This window comes from Collinsella aerofaciens, assembly GCF_020181355.1.
Classification (GTDB): Bacteria; Actinomycetota; Coriobacteriia; order Coriobacteriales; family Coriobacteriaceae; genus Collinsella.
In genome coordinates, this window is sequence record NZ_CP084004.1 from 1,047,419 (window position 1) to 1,061,930 (window position 14,512).

9 protein-coding genes and 1 tRNA gene are annotated in these 14,512 nt (G+C 61.9%); 8 read left to right on the top strand and 2 right to left on the bottom strand.

Going from position 1 to position 14,512, the window contains the following annotated elements; all coding sequences use genetic code 11:
• Positions 1 to 313 precede the first annotated feature (313 nt).
• Positions 314 to 388 (bottom strand) — tRNA-Val (locus tag LCQ44_RS04540).
• Between the two features lie 289 nt (positions 389 to 677).
• Between LCQ44_RS04540 and LCQ44_RS04545 the strand changes: the two genes are divergently transcribed.
• From LCQ44_RS04545 to glmM, 3 genes are all read left to right on the top strand, one after another.
• A complete protein-coding gene (locus LCQ44_RS04545) occupies positions 678 to 1,700 on the top strand; it encodes a DMT family transporter (protein WP_225094187.1) in 1,023 nt (340 codons plus the stop codon).
• Positions 1,701 to 1,849: 149 nt separating this feature from the next.
• Positions 1,850 to 4,162, top strand: coding sequence for a DUF4012 domain-containing protein (locus LCQ44_RS04550; RefSeq protein ID WP_225094188.1), 2,313 nt, complete (start codon positions 1,850 to 1,852; stop codon positions 4,160 to 4,162).
• Between the two features lie 83 nt (positions 4,163 to 4,245).
• Positions 4,246 to 5,577 carry a phosphoglucosamine mutase gene (gene glmM / locus LCQ44_RS04555; RefSeq protein WP_117637400.1) on the top strand — a complete coding sequence of 444 codons (1,332 nt, stop codon included), beginning with the start codon at positions 4,246 to 4,248 and terminating at the stop codon, positions 5,575 to 5,577.
• 218 nt (positions 5,578 to 5,795) lie between these two features.
• Here the strand turns inward: glmM and LCQ44_RS04560 are convergent, their stop codons facing one another.
• Complete coding sequence (locus LCQ44_RS04560) at positions 5,796 to 7,379, bottom strand: carboxypeptidase M32 (protein WP_225094189.1); 1,584 nt, start codon at positions 7,377 to 7,379, stop codon at positions 5,796 to 5,798.
• 504 nt (positions 7,380 to 7,883) lie between these two features.
• On the opposite strand from LCQ44_RS04560, the gene pheS reads away from it, so the two are divergent.
• From pheS to LCQ44_RS04585, 5 genes are all read left to right on the top strand, one after another.
• The gene (pheS, locus tag LCQ44_RS04565) at positions 7,884 to 8,960 is read left to right on the top strand and encodes a phenylalanine--tRNA ligase subunit alpha (protein ID WP_117770495.1); all 1,077 of its coding nucleotides are present in this window, start codon (positions 7,884 to 7,886) and stop codon (positions 8,958 to 8,960) included.
• 63 nt (positions 8,961 to 9,023) lie between these two features.
• Complete coding sequence (gene pheT, locus LCQ44_RS04570; RefSeq protein ID WP_225094190.1) at positions 9,024 to 11,477, top strand: phenylalanine--tRNA ligase subunit beta; 2,454 nt, start codon at positions 9,024 to 9,026, stop codon at positions 11,475 to 11,477.
• 246 nt (positions 11,478 to 11,723) lie between these two features.
• Positions 11,724 to 12,809: a cobalt transporter CbiM gene (gene cbiM / locus LCQ44_RS04575; protein WP_006235107.1), complete on the top strand. Its 1,086-nt coding sequence runs from the start codon at positions 11,724 to 11,726 to the stop codon at positions 12,807 to 12,809.
• Positions 12,787 to 13,623: an energy-coupling factor transporter transmembrane component T family protein gene (locus LCQ44_RS04580; protein WP_006235106.1), complete on the top strand. Its 837-nt coding sequence runs from the start codon at positions 12,787 to 12,789 to the stop codon at positions 13,621 to 13,623. The genes cbiM and LCQ44_RS04580 overlap by 23 nt, the downstream gene beginning before the upstream one ends.
• A gap of 46 nt (positions 13,624 to 13,669) precedes the next feature.
• On the top strand, positions 13,670 to 14,440 hold the full coding sequence (locus LCQ44_RS04585) for an energy-coupling factor ABC transporter ATP-binding protein (RefSeq protein WP_225094191.1): 771 nt from the start codon (positions 13,670 to 13,672) through the stop codon (positions 14,438 to 14,440).
• Positions 14,441 to 14,512: the final 72 nt, after the last annotated feature.

The following is a 14,512-nucleotide window of genomic DNA, read 5'->3' on the forward strand; positions in this document are numbered from 1 at the left end:
GTGCAAGTGGCTCAAGGATACCGCAGGGCGCAGACATCGCGGCGTTTTGTTGAGAAGTTGCGGCGCGGACTGCTTGGTTACCCCGTTAGATAAATTGGCAAGTAGATGGTCGGCTTTTGACCAGTTGGGCGGTTGGAGCAGCTTGCGGCGCAGTTTTGTGCCTGGCTATTGTTGATGTTGGGGTATTGAATTTATTTGGCAGCCATTCGTCAGGTGAATTGATGCTATGTTGCGATGGCGATTGGAGCTGCCAGCGGATTTGGCGACATAAAACAAAACAGCCCAGAGACATAGCCTCTGAGCTGTGAACATTTGGTGGGCGTTAGAAGATTTGAACTTCTGACCTCTTCCGTGTCAGGGAAGCGCTCTCCCCCTGAGCTAAACGCCCGATCAAGGGTGCGCAAGCGCGCAAGGGATAATATAACGGAGCCTGAACTCGGTGGCAAGAACATTTTTAAAAATCGCTTGCATTGTGGAATTCGGGGGCTTTGTCATATCCATTTCAAAAGAGCCTGCTGCCGCGATTTGACTGTCGCATAATGCAAGGCCATTGCGGTACCGAGCTATGGAAAGACGCCTGCGGAATTGTCCTACCGATAAGCGGACAAGCCTTCGGCTGGTGCCTTCGCCGTGGTAAGGTAAGCCGAATTGTTTCCAGGTTGCTTCGAGGGAATGGAATGAGCAAAGAGCGTGTCGAGCAGGTCGAAGGCGCAGGGGCTTCGGTGCCGATGACCGATATATCGAACATTGATGTGCCCGAGGGCACCGATGAGCTCAGCCGTAGCACCCGCCGCGCTTGGCGCGAGCGCCTGAACAGCGCTTCGACGCGCAAGATGATCACGGGCGTCTTGGCTACGCTGGTGGGCGGTTCGTTTTGGGGCTTCTCGGGCACCAGCGCGAGCTTTCTGTTCGATACCTACCACGTCGACACCTTGTGGCTTATGAGCGTGCGTCAGATTCTCGCCGGTCTACTCTTTATGGCCGTGGTTGTTACGCGCGACCGCGCACGCCTGGTCAAGCTTTGGACGACGCCCGCTGATCGCAAGCAGCTGCTGCTCTTTACCGCCTTTGGTCTGCTGTTCAACCAGTTTTGCTATCTTTCGGCCGTGCGCCTGACGAACGCCGGAACCGCGACGGTGCTCCAGTGCCTGCAGCTCGTTATCATCATGGGCTACACCTGCGTGACCGATCGCCGCATGCCGCGTACTCGCGAAGTTATCGGCATTGGCCTGGCTCTGGGTGGAACCTTTTTAATCGCCACCGGCGGCGACCCCACCAGCCTGAATATCTCGCCGCTTGGCCTGGCAGCAGGTCTTATGTGTGCGGTCAGCGCCACGTGTATGGCGGTGATTCCCGCCAAGATCCTGCCCGAATACGGCAGCCCCATCGTCACGGGCTCGGCAATGCTCACGGCGGGCGTGGTCTCGTGCGTCTTCGTGCAGCCTTGGACGCATATGCCAGCGCTCGACGCTGCCGGCGTCGAGGCGCTCGCGGTGTTCGTGGTTATCGGATCGTTTTTTGCTTACATGCTCTATATGCAGGGCGTTAAGGACATCGGCTCGGTGCGTGCGAGCCTCATCGGAACTGTGGAGCCGGTTTCGGCGACCATCACCAGCGCCGTTATGCTGGGCACGGTGTTTTTGCCGACCGACCTTATCGGCTTTGCCATGATCATCGTGATGATGTTCCTCACGGTGTAGCTGGCGCCGCCGCCAAGACGGAAAAGGTGTTGTGCCGCATTTTCGCCAATTGATGTCCGTGTCTGGAGTTTAGCTGTCGATGCCCAAAATGCCATAAACTAGTAACGTTATGGACTTTTTCATTGCGACTCAATTGCGAGGATTTCTTTATGGCTGGTAATCACTTTAAGGGCAGCGATAGCGGCCGTCCTGCAGTTCCGCCGCGTCCGAACGGGGCTGGTAAGGCCGGCACGCCGGGCGGCACTGGACAGGGCGGTTCCGGTAAGCGCGTGTCCCCGGGCGAGACGGCGATGTTTACCGCTCTGTACGAGCAGTCACAAAAGGCAAAAAAGACCGGCCGTGCAAGAGGGAATGTCTTTGCGGACGGTGCAACCTCCACGTCGCAGCCGAGTGGGGCTCCTTCGGTACCTGCGAACAACGCAGGTGCTGCCAACGCCGCGAATGCCGCCGGCAACGTTAATGCCGGCAAGGCCGACAACAATACTCCCTCTGCCGGTGGCGCGGGGCTTACGGGTAACCTCGGCACGATTTACACCGGCGCCTCCGAGACTGGCACGTTCGCTCGCCTGGATGATAGCGGTACCGAGTTTGCGGGCTCGGGTTCCAAGGAAGATTATTACGATTTTGGCTTGAACTACGGTAGCGACGCTTCGTCGAGTTCGACCTCTGACGGTCTGGTCCGTCATCGCCATCGCAAGGGCGAGCGCAAAAAGCGTCACACCGGTGCCATTATTGCCGCTGTAGCCGCGGTGCTTCTCGTTGCGCTTGGCGCAAGCGGCTTTATGCTGCTTAACTCGGCAAAGACCGTAAAGAGTGAAGCGAAGGAGGCCGTCGAGATTGTCGGTGGCCTTAAGGACAAGGTCACGTCGGGCGATTTTTCGACGCTGCCTGACGACGCGAAGAAGATTGATGAGCTTTGCGACAGCATGAAGGCGGAGACCTCGAGCCCGCTGTGGACGGCGGCTTCGTTTATCCCGGTGTATGGCAGCGACATCAATGCGGCCCGCACCATGATCGACGCCCTGTCCGATGTCTCGAGCAATGCGCTGGTTCCCATGGCCGATAACCTTTCGCAGGCCACGCCCGGCAAGCTGTTTCAGGACGGCATGATTAACGTGTCCGCGCTGCAGGCGGTCGCCGATTCGCTTTCCAGCAGCTCGAAGGTGTTCAAGAGCGCCAACGAGAAGATCCAGGGCATTGGCGATACTCATATTTCCCAGGTGACCGAGCTGGTCGATAAGGCCAAGGACGGCTTTGCCACCTTCAACGGCGCGGTTGACGCGGCGGAGAAGGTCGCCCCCGTCCTTCCGCAGATGCTCGGCGCCAACGGCCAGACGCGCAACTACCTTGTGTACGCCATGAACAACGTCGAAATTCGTGCCTGCGGCGGCTTTGGCGGTTCGCAAGGTTTGATTTCGGTCACCGACGGCCAGATGTCGATTGGCGAGTTTGTTCCCCGCATTGGGCTCAGTGAGGATGAGGCAGTCGAGAGCGTCGACGAAGAGGATGAGGCGCTGTTCGGCAACCACAGTAACCTGTACAACTCGGGCAATACCTATTCGCCTGATTGGCCCCGCAACTCGCAGCGTGTCGCCGCGCTGTGGAAGTCCCAATATGGGCAGGACGTTGATGGCGTCGTCGGCATCGACCCGGTGTTCCTGCAGTATCTGCTGGGCCTGGTCGGTAACGTGTCGCTGCCCGACGGAACGGTTGTCGACGGCACCAACGCCGCAAAGGTCCTCATGCACGATGTGTACTGGAACTATCCGGTCGAGGAGTCGGACGGCATCTTTGCATCCGTCGCCAGCGCTGCCTTCGACAAGATCCTTGGCGGTATCGGCGATGTCGATGTTACGAAGCTTGTCAGCGCCGTTGAGCGCGGTGCCGAAGAGGGCCGCCTGATCGCGTGGATGAAAAACGATGACGAGCAGAACGCTATCAAGGAGATGAACATCGACGCCTCGCTGCCCGATCCGGATGACCCGAGTGAAGATCCCGTTGCTGGTGTCTACTTTAACAACCTGAGCTTCTCCAAGCTCGACTGGTACCTGAATGCCGATACGCAGATTGGCCAGGGCATCAAGAACGGTGACGGCACATGCTCGTATCGCATCGCCGTTACCCTGACGAACATCATGACGCAGGAGGAGGCCGGCAAGCTGCCCGACTACGTCGCGGCGAGCGCGCCCGATGCCGCGCGCGACGACGAGCGTCTGAATGTCTCGTTGTTTGCCCCGACGGGCGGCAACATTACTGATCTGACCGTCGAGGGCACCCAGTTTGGTCTTGGCGCCGCTACGTGGCATGGAATCCCCTTCTATTCGGGCACCGTTGACCTGCATGCTGGCGAGACGACGACGATCACATATACGCTGACCACGTCAGCCGAGGCGGGGGACAAGCCGCTTACGCTGCGTCAGACTCCTACATGCCAGGCGGCTCGCGACAGCGCGTCGGCGTAGGGTTTTTCTGGTAGCGCAGATAATCGAGTACCATTTTGGGGCGGACAGGCAATCTGTTCGCCCCTATTTTGTAAGGAGAGCGCATGAAGTACTTTGGCACCGACGGCTTTCGCGGTGAGGCTAACGTTGGGCTGACGGTAGAGCACGCTTATAAGATTGGCCGTTTTGTGGGCTGGTATTACGGCGCCAACCGCGAGCGCAAGGCGCGCGTCATCGTGGGTAAGGACACGCGTCGCTCGAGTTATATGTTCGAGGCGGCGCTGGTGAGTGGCCTGGTCGCGAGCGGTGCGGACGCCTATATGCTGCACGTGATCCCCACACCGGGTGTAGCGCATCAGACCGTGGAAGGCTGCTTCGATTGCGGCATCATGATCAGCGCGAGCCACAACCCGTTTTGCGATAACGGCATTAAGCTCGTCAATAGCGACGGTTTTAAGATGGACGAGGACGTACTGGAGCTCATCGAGGACTACGTCGATGGCAAGAGCGAGGTGCCGCTGGCCACGGGCAACCACATCGGCGCCACGGTGGACTACATGCAGGGCCGCAACCGCTACATTGCCTCGCTCATCGCCAGCGCGAACTTTTCGCTGCAGGGCGTCAAGATCGGCATCGACTGCGCCAACGGCTCGGCGTCCTCGGTGGCCAAGCCGGTGTTCGACGCGCTGGGCGCCGACGTGCGCGTGATCAATGCCGCGCCTGATGGTTTTAACATCAACGTCGACTGCGGCTCCACGCATATGGAGCGTCTGCAGCGCCACGTGGTGGAGCAGGGCTTGGACGTGGGCTTTGCCTATGACGGCGATGCCGACCGCTGCCTGGCCGTGGACGAGCGCGGCCGCGTGGTCGATGGCGACCAGATCCTGTACGTGTGCGGCGTGTACCTGAACAAGCACGGTCGCCTTTCGGGCGGTACCGTGGTTCCGACGATTGCCAGCAACTTTGGCCTGATCAAGTCGTTGGAGCTTGCCGGCCTAAGTGCCGTGACCAGCGGTGTGGGCGACCGCCACGTGTATGCCAAGATGCGCGAGGGCGGTTACAGCCTGGGCGGCGAGCAGACGGGCCATACGATCTTTGGCGATATCGAGCGCACGGGCGACGGCATTATGACCTCGCTGCGCGTGATGGAAGTGATCCGCGCCGAGCGCGAGACGCTCTCGCAGCTCACGGCTCCGTGCAAGCTGCTACCGCAGGCGCAGGTGGCCGTGCGCGTGGCGGACAAGGACGCCGCGCTCGAGAACATGGGCGTGCAGAACGCCATCGCCGAGGCCGAGGCTGCGCTGGCAGGCGAGGGCCGCGTGCTCGTACGCAAGAGCGGAACCGAGTCGGTTATCCGCGTGCTGGCCGAGGCGCCCGACCAAGCATCCGCCGATGCCGCCATGAAGCGCATCGCCAACGCACTCGAGGCTCTGTAGTTACGCGGTTTTACCAAACCGCGTAACTGCTCGACGTTGCCAAGACATCGGCGTCAACCTAGTCATTGGGGACACTCTTCGTCATCCGTGCTTCTGGCTGGCAAAGAGTGTCCCAAACGACTAGTCATTAAAGAACGTCCCCAATGACTAGGTGAAAGGGGGGGCGCCGCGGAACCAATTCCGCGGCGCCCCCTTTGCGTTGGCGTGTCGCCTAAGCTTTACAGCTCGTACAGCGTGGTGAACTTGTCCTGGAGGTAGCTGCAGTAGTAGCGGGCATCGAACGCCATACCGCAGGCGCTCTTGATGAGCTCCGGCGCGTCTTTGGCGCGGCCCCACTGCCAAATGTGCTCGCCCAGCCAGGCACGGACGGGCGCCAGATCGCCGCTCGCGCAGGCACCGGTAAGGTCGACGCCGTCGCGGCACATGGCCGGCACGAACATGGCGTCGTAGGCGCTGCCCAGCGCATACGTGGGGAAGTAGCCAAACGAGCCGCCGCTCCAGTGCGTATCCTGTAGGCAGCCGTGCGTGTCGTCGGGAACGGGAATGCCCAGGTACTCATCCATAAAGCGATTCCAAAGCGCGGGGATGTCCTTGGCCGTGGCCTCGCCGGCAAACAGCATGCGCTCGATCTCGTAGCGCACCATAACGTGCAGCGGATAGGTGAGCTCGTCGGCCTCGGTGCGGATCAGCGAAGGCTGCGCGATGTTCACGGCGTGGTAGAGCGTGTCCTCGTCGACGTCGCCGTAGACCTCGGGTGCGTGGCGGCGCAGCACCTCGAGCAGCGGCCCCATAAAGGCACGGCTGCGGCCCACGGTGTTCTCAAAGAAGCGGCTCTGGCTCTCGTGGATGCCCATGGAGGTGCCGCCCTCCAGGCGGGTGCGCGCATAGGCGGGATTGACGCCCAGCTCGTACATGGTGTGCCCCGCCTCGTGGATGATGCTGTAGACGTTGGAGATGCAATCGTCCTCGTAGATGTGTGTCGCGATGCGCGCGTCACCCACGGCAAAGCCCTCGCTAAACGGGTGCTCGGTAAAGGCAAGCGTGGTGTCGTCCAGGTTCAGGCCGACGAGCTTCATCAGGTCGAAGCTCATGGCGCGCTGGGCGGCCTCGGGCACGCGGGCGTGCAAAAAGTCGGCATCGGGCTGCTGGCCGCGCTCGCCGATGGCGTGCACGAGCGGCACGACCGTGGCCTTGACCTCCTCGCAAAACGCGTCGAAGCTCTTGGCGGAAAGGCCGCGCTCGTACTGGTCGAGCCAAACGTCGTATGGGTCGCGCTTGGGGTCCATGAGTTCGGCCTGATGCTTAAGTTGGGCGACGATTCTATCCACATAGGGCTCAAAGCTCGCCCAGTCGTTGGCCGTCTTGGCCTTATGCCACACGGCGTCGGCCTCGCAGGTGAGCCTGGTCCAGGCCTCGGCCTCCTCGGTAGGAATAACGCTTGCCTCGCGCTGGTCGCGGCCGAGCACGCGAATCTCGTCGAGCAGCTGCGGGTCGTCTACGTGTCCGCCTGCAACCGTCTCGCGCGCTAACGAGCGTACGAGCTCAACGGACTTCTCGCTGGTCAGCAGCTTGTGATGCTCGCCGGCAAGCGTGCCCATGGCGTCGGCACGGGCGGCAGCGCCGTTGGCAGGAGCAATCGTCGCTCCATCGAACTCGGCAATCTTGAGCAGGTACTCGCGAGTCCACAGCTTGCCCTCGAGTTTGCGGAACTTTTTGACGGCCTTGTCGACTTTAGCGGCCTTGACGCCCTTGGCGGCCTTTGCCACGGCGGCCTTGGCCTTCTTATCGAGTTTCTTTCCCATACCGTATCCTTAATCTCGCAGGCCGAGCGCCGCAGGCGGGTGCGCGGCCAGTTTGCACAGCTACCTGCCTTGTACCCAGCGCGAACAAAACGGAACGCGGCGATGCGCTCGCGAAATGTGTTATCCTATAGCCCAATGCGTTGACGGAGAGGGTTTTGCCCGCCGCGTCGCCGGCAAGAGAGGGAAGGTCATGGGCTGCAAGCCTTCCTGCGGTGGCAAGGGCCAAGCGTTCACTCCCGAGCAGCGACCTCAACGGGCACGCGGCCAGTGGCAGCAAAGTCCCAGTAGGGAAGCCGTGAGCCTCGCGACAAGAGGCACAGAGTGGGCGCGGCGGGCCAGACATCCGCCGTGTCAAACAAGGTGGTACCGCGGAATTCAACCGTCCTTGGGCAATGTACATGCCCGAGGGCGGTTTTTTTGTTACCGAACCGGGCCGCGCATCCGCAACATCGGGCGGCGTCAGCCGTCCCGGAGCGCGGATGTGCGAGAGACGAAAGGGAAGACATGAGTCTGATTGATGATCTGGTCAAACTCGAGGAAGAGGCCAAGGAGCTCGTCACTAGCGCTGACGACGCCGCCAAGCTCGAGGCCGCGCGCGTTGAGCTGCTCGGCCGCAAGGGCCGTATCACCGGCCTGATGCGCATGATGGGCAAGCTCGCTCCCGAGGATCGTCCCATGATGGGCAAACGCGCCAACGAGATGCGCCAGCTGATCGAGGGCATGCTCGACGAGCGCACCACCGAGATGAAGGCCGCCGCCCTCAAGCACGCACTCGAGCACGAGGCCGTCGACATCACGCTGCCGGGCATCCGTCCGCAGATCGGTCACCAGCACCTGATCAAGCAGATCATCGAGGAGGCCGAGGACATCTTCTGCGGCATCGGCTACACCGTCGAGTCCGGCCCCATGGTCGATACCTCCTACTACAACTTCACCGCGCTCAACGCGCCCATGGATCATCCGAGCCGCTCGGCTCGCGACACGTTCTATGTGGTCGACAACAACCCCGGCAGCGTCGCGCATCCCGAGGCTCACGCTCACGGCGAGTCCGACGTGCTGCTGCGCACCCAGACCTCGGGCGTGCAGATCCACACCATGGAGTCGCAGAAGCCGCCCATCTACATGATCTGCCCGGGCACCGTCTACCGTCCCGACACGGCCGACGCCTGCCACCTGCCGCAGTTCAACCAGATCGAGGGCCTGGTCGTCGACGAGGGTATCACCTTTGGCGATCTTAAGGGCACGCTCGACTACTTTGTTAAGTGCATGTTTGGCGAGGATCGCAAGACGCGCTATCGCCCGCACTTCTTCCCCTTCACCGAGCCTTCCTGCGAGGTGGACGTGAGCTGCCACGTGTGCGGCGGCAAGGGCTGCAACTTCTGCAAGCACAGCGGCTGGATCGAGATCCTGGGCTGCGGCATGGTCGACCCCAACGTCCTGATCAACTGCGGCATCGACCCCGAGAAGTACACCGGCTTCGCCTTTGGTATTGGCGCCGAGCGCGTCGCGGCACTGCGCTACGACCTGCCCGACCTGCGCACGTTGATGACTGGTGACATGAGGTTCTTGAACCAGTTCTAGAACGCTTTCTTCTTAGTTGCAGTTTCCGGCTCAAAGCCGCATTTATGAAAGGAGACCAGTTAGATGCGCGTTTCTTACGACTGGCTCAAGACCATGATCGATATTCCGGAGGATCCCAAGACCCTTTCGGACGAATATATCCGTACCGGCACCGAGGTCGAGGCGATCGACACCGTGGGCGAGTCCTTCGACCACGTGGTGACCGCCAAGGTGCTCACCAAGACCCCGCACCCCGATAGCGACCATATGTATGTGTGCTCGGTCGACGTGGGCGACAAGAACCTCGACGCCGACGGCAACCCCGCTCCGCTGCAGATCGTCTGCGGCGCGCAGAACTTCGAGGCCGGCGACCACATCGTCACGGCCATGATCGGCGCTGTGCTCCCCGGCGACGTCAAGATCAAGAAGAGCAAGCTTCGCGGCGTCGTGTCCATGGGCATGAACTGCTCTGCGCGCGAGCTCGGCCTGGGCGGCGACCACTCCGGCATCATGATCCTGCCCGAGGACACGCCCTGCGGCATGCCGTTTGCCGAGTATGTGGGCTCGAGCGACACCGTGCTCGACTGCGAGATCACGCCCAACCGTCCCGACTGCCTGTCCATGATCGGCATGGCCCGCGAGACCGGCGCCATTTTCGATCGCGATTTCCACGTTGAGCTGCCCGCCATCAAGGCCGAGACCGGCCGCGCGACCGACGACGAGCTTTCGGTCGAGATTGCCGACGAGGGCCTGTGCGACCGCTATGTCGCCCGCATCGTGCGCAACGTGAAGGTCGGCCTCTCGCCCGACTGGATGGTCAAGCGCCTCAACGCCCTGGGCGTGCGTCCGCACAACAACATCGTCGACATCACCAACTACGTGATGATGCTCACCGGTCAGCCGCTGCACGCCTTTGACCTGGACACCTTTGCCGAGCGCGAGGGCAGGCGTCGCGTGGTGGTTCGCGCCGCCCAGCAGGATGAGAAGTTCACGACGCTCGACGGCGAGGAGCGCGTGCTCGACGCCGGCATGGGCCTCATCACCGACGGCGAGCGCCCCGTGGCGCTGGCCGGTGTTATGGGCGGTATGGATTCCGAGATCGAGGACGACACCGTCGATGTGATGGTCGAGAGCGCCTGCTTCAACGCCGGTCGCACCTCGCACACCAGCCGCGACCTGTCGCTGATCTCCGATGCCTCCATTCGCTTTGAGCGCCAGGTTGACGAGACCGGCTGCGTGGACGTCGCCAACGTTACCTGCGCTCTCATCGAACAGATCGCCGGCGGCGAGGTCGCTCCCGGCTATGTCGACGTGTTCCCCGCGCCCAAGACCATCGATAGCATCAAGCTGCGCTTGGCCCGCGTGCACGCCATCTGCGGCGCCGACATCGAGCCCGACTTTATCGAGCGCTCACTCACCCGCCTGGGCTGCACCGTCGAGCGCGACGGCGAGGACTTTATGGTCACCCCGCCGAGCTTCCGTCCCGACCTGCCGCGCGAGATTGACCTGATCGAGGAGGTCCTGCGCCTGTGGGGCATGGGCCGTGTGACGGCGACCATCCCGGCTGCCAAGAACCACATCGGCGGTCTGACGCGCGAGCAGAAGCTTACCCGCAAGGTCGGCGAGATCCTGCGCGCCTGTGGCCTCAACGAGACCACGACCTTTGGCTTTGCCGCCCCGGGCGACCTGGAGAAGATCGGCATGTCCACCGAGGGCCGCGGCTGCCCCGTGGTGCTCATGAACCCGCTGGTGGCCGAGCAGACCGAGATGCGCCGCTCGCTGTTGCCAGGCCTGTTGCAGTCTGTGGCCTACAACGAGGCCCACGGCACGCCCAACGTGCATCTGTACGAGGTCGGCAGCTTGTTCCACGGTCGCGAGAACGCCAGCCTGCCCAAGGAGACCAAGTCCGTGGCGGGCGTGCTCTCGGGCCAGTGGAGCGAGCGGTCTTGGAACATGAAGTACCGCAAGCTGCGTTTCTTCTTTGGCAAGGGCATCGTTGAGGAGCTGCTTGCCCAGCTGCGCATCGAGAAGGTTCGCTTCCGTCCCGTCGAGGGCGAGAGCTATGCCTTCCTGCAACCGGGTCGTGCTGCCGAGGTACTCTCGGGCGGTACCGTGCTGGGCTGGGTTGGCGAGATCCACCCCGAGGCGCGCGAGACTATGGGCATTGACGAGGTCGTCGTTGCCTTTGAGCTCGACCTGGACAAGCTGATCAAGGGCGCCCGCAACCAGGAGAACTACCGTGAGTTCTCGCAGTACCCGGCCGTTGAGCACGACCTTGCTATCGTAGTCGACAACACTGTGACCTGCGAGGATCTTGAGCGTCGTATTACGAGTGCCGGCGGCAAGCTGCTCGAGGGCGTGCGCCTGTTCGATGTCTACCGCGATCCCATCCGTATCGGAGCGGGCAAGAAGTCCATGGCCTTTGCGCTTACGTATCGCTCCGACGACCATACGCTCACCAGCGAAGAGGTCGAAAAAGCGCACCAGAAGATCGTCACCAAGGTGTGCAAGGGCGTAAACGGCGAGGTCCGCGGCTAGGTCCTGCGCTGGGGTATGGGTCAGCGGTGGCTGCTGCCGAGTCCTACGTGACTGCTGTTTTCGGTATAAGGCACCGTTGAGCCTGCATATATGACACGCGCATTACATAACGGCGTGCTGCTTTGTCGGCAGTGCGCCGTTTTGCTATGATAGCCCGCGGCGTGTTACGAATCTGACATTACGTAACACTGGAAAGGTGATTCAAGCGGCGTTGCAATTCCGTGCGCCGATAACCGGGAGGCGTACATGCACATTCCAGATAATTATCTGTCCCCGCAGACCGATGCCGTCATGGCGGTGGCGATGGTGCCCGTCTGGGCTCACTGTATCAAGAAGGTGCGCGCCACGCTCGATCGCGAGCACATGGCTTTCCTGGGCATCTGCGCCGCATTTTCCTTCTTGCTTATGATGTTCAACGTGCCACTGCCCGGCGGCACCACTGGCCACGCCGTTGGTGGCGCACTCATCGCGCTGCTGCTGGGCCCCGAGGCCGCGGCTATCGCGGTTTCGGTCGCGCTGGCGCTGCAAGCGCTGCTGTTTGGCGACGGCGGCATCCTGTCCTTTGGCGCTAACTGCTTTAACATGGCCTTCGTGTTGCCGTTTGCCGCAGCCATCGTGTTCCGCGCGCTTAACAGCCGTTTGCACGACAAGAGCTGGGGCACCTCGGTTTCGGCCATCGTAAGCGGCTGGGTCGGCCTGTGCCTGGCGGCCCTGTGCGCAGCAATCGAATTTGGTATTCAGCCGATGCTTTTCACGAATGCTTCGGGCGCTCCGCTGTACTGCCCCTTCCCGCTGTCCATTGCCATTCCGGCCATGATGATCCCGCATATGTTGGTAGCCGGCGTGGTCGAGGGCGTGGCGACTGCCGCGATCTACGGCTTTATCAAGAAGACGGCGCCGAGCGTTATCGTCGGCCCCGAAGCCGCCGATGGACAGCTTGCTGCCGAGGGCGCTGCTGCAAAGAAGACCTCGCTGGTCCCCACGCTCATCTTGGTTGCCGTGCTTGTCGTGGCCACGCCGCTGGGCCTGCTGGCCACGGGTGACGCCTGGGGTGAGTGGGACGCCGAGGGCGCCGCGACCGCCGTTCAGGAGGCTGGCGACGACAGCCTGCAGGCTTCGGTCGGTCTCGACACCCCGACCTTTGCCGACGCTCTGCCTACGGGTGATTACCTGCAGGCCTATTCCGAGGAGCAGGGTCTCGGCTTTGCCGGTCAGGCTGCCATGTATATCTTGTCCGGCGTGATTGGCGTGGCGGTGCTCACCATCGCATTCCGTCTGATCTCGCTGACGGTCAAGGAAAGCGGAGCCCATGGCGATGGTCGAGCTGCCTAGCTGGCTTGCGGCCGAGGAGCGATACGAGCCCACGGGCGCTCGTCATCGCGTGATGCAAAAGAACGTCCTGCACCTGGCGAGCCTGCTTGAGCGGGTTCGCCTGGGTGGAGGCGCGCACGAGGGCGGGTCGATGGTCGACCGCGCCCTTTCTTGCGTTTCGGCTCCGGTGCGCCTGGTGGGGATATTCGTTTGCGTCCTGTGCGTGTGCCTGACACAAAGCCCGCTGTACCTCATGTTGATGGCGGCCATTGCGCTGGTGCTCGTTGCCGTGCGTCCCATACGCGGGCTGCGCGCGACCTTTGTGCCGGCGCTTGGCGCCGCGGGGCTCGCAGTGGTTTTGGCGCTGCCTGCCCTGCTGCTGGGTGCTTCCGCTACGGGCGCCATGCTCAAGATTGCGCTCAAGACCTTCATTAATGTGTCGCTGGTGCTGGGCGCTTCGTGGACCCTCACGTGGAGCCGCATGTCGGCGGCGCTCAAGATGCTGCATCTACCCGACGAAGTTATCTTTACGTTTGATATGGCGCTCAAGCACATCGAGGTGCTGGGTCGTACGGCGCACGATCTGTGCGAATCGGTCATGCTGCGCAGCGTTGGCCGTGCGCCCGAGGGATTTTCGCGTACCGATTCGATCGCGGGTATCATGGGCATGACCTTTATCAAGGCGATGAAATGCAGCCGCGCGATGGACGAGGCTATGCTTTGCCGCGGCTTTGCCGGTGCGTATCCGGCTCCCGCGCGCGCCAGGTTTGGCTGGCGCGATGCGGCCTATGCGGCCGGCGTGGCGCTGCTGACAGTGTTGTGCGCCGTGCTGTAGGCGCTGCTGGTTCCGACTGGGGATGCAAATGGGGAAGGGCGACGTTTTGACGATCGATATGAATAGTGCGGCGGGCACGAACGGTGTGGGCGGCGCCGAGGTCGTTCCGCTCATCGAGCTGCGCGACGTGGTGTTCTCCTATGCGGGGCATACGGTTGTCGATGGCGTGTCGCTGCAGGTCGATCGTGGTGAACTCGTTGCCCTGCTCGGTCCCAACGGCTGCGGCAAGACGACGATTATGCGTCTTATTAACGGCCTTGAACTCGCGGACGCAGGGGCATACCTGTTTGACGGGCACGTGGTCGATGCGGCGTATCTGAAGGATTCTGCTGCTGCTCAGAAGTTCCACCAGCGCGTGGGCTTCGTGTTCCAAAACGCCGATGCCCAGCTGTTCTGCGCCACGGTGGACGAGGAAGTTGCTTTTGGTCCCGCGCAGATGGGGCTGCCGGCAGACGAGCTCGAGCGCCGCGTGCGCGATGCCATGGGGCTGTTCCAGGTTGCCGACCTTGCCGACGCCTCTCCCTATCAGCTCTCGGGCGGGCAAAAGAAGCGTGTGGCGCTGGCGGCAGTTGTATCGATGAACCCCGATATCCTAGTGCTCGATGAGCCCACCAATGGGCTCGACGAGGATTCATGCGACATCGTGGTCAACTTCTTGCTGGCCTACGTCGCGGCGGGTAAGACGGTCTTGATGAGCACGCATCACCAGGATTTGGTGCGACGCCTGGGTGCCCGTGCAATCTATATCGATCGATATCACCATGTGGTCGAGGCGCCTTCGCCGTCGTATGGAACCGAAAGCGGTACTACGGACTAGTTGCTGCGTAGAGCGTGCGTAGCCGCCCGCGCGGCTTTGCCGTGATGGTATAGTTATCCAGGTTTTTTATGG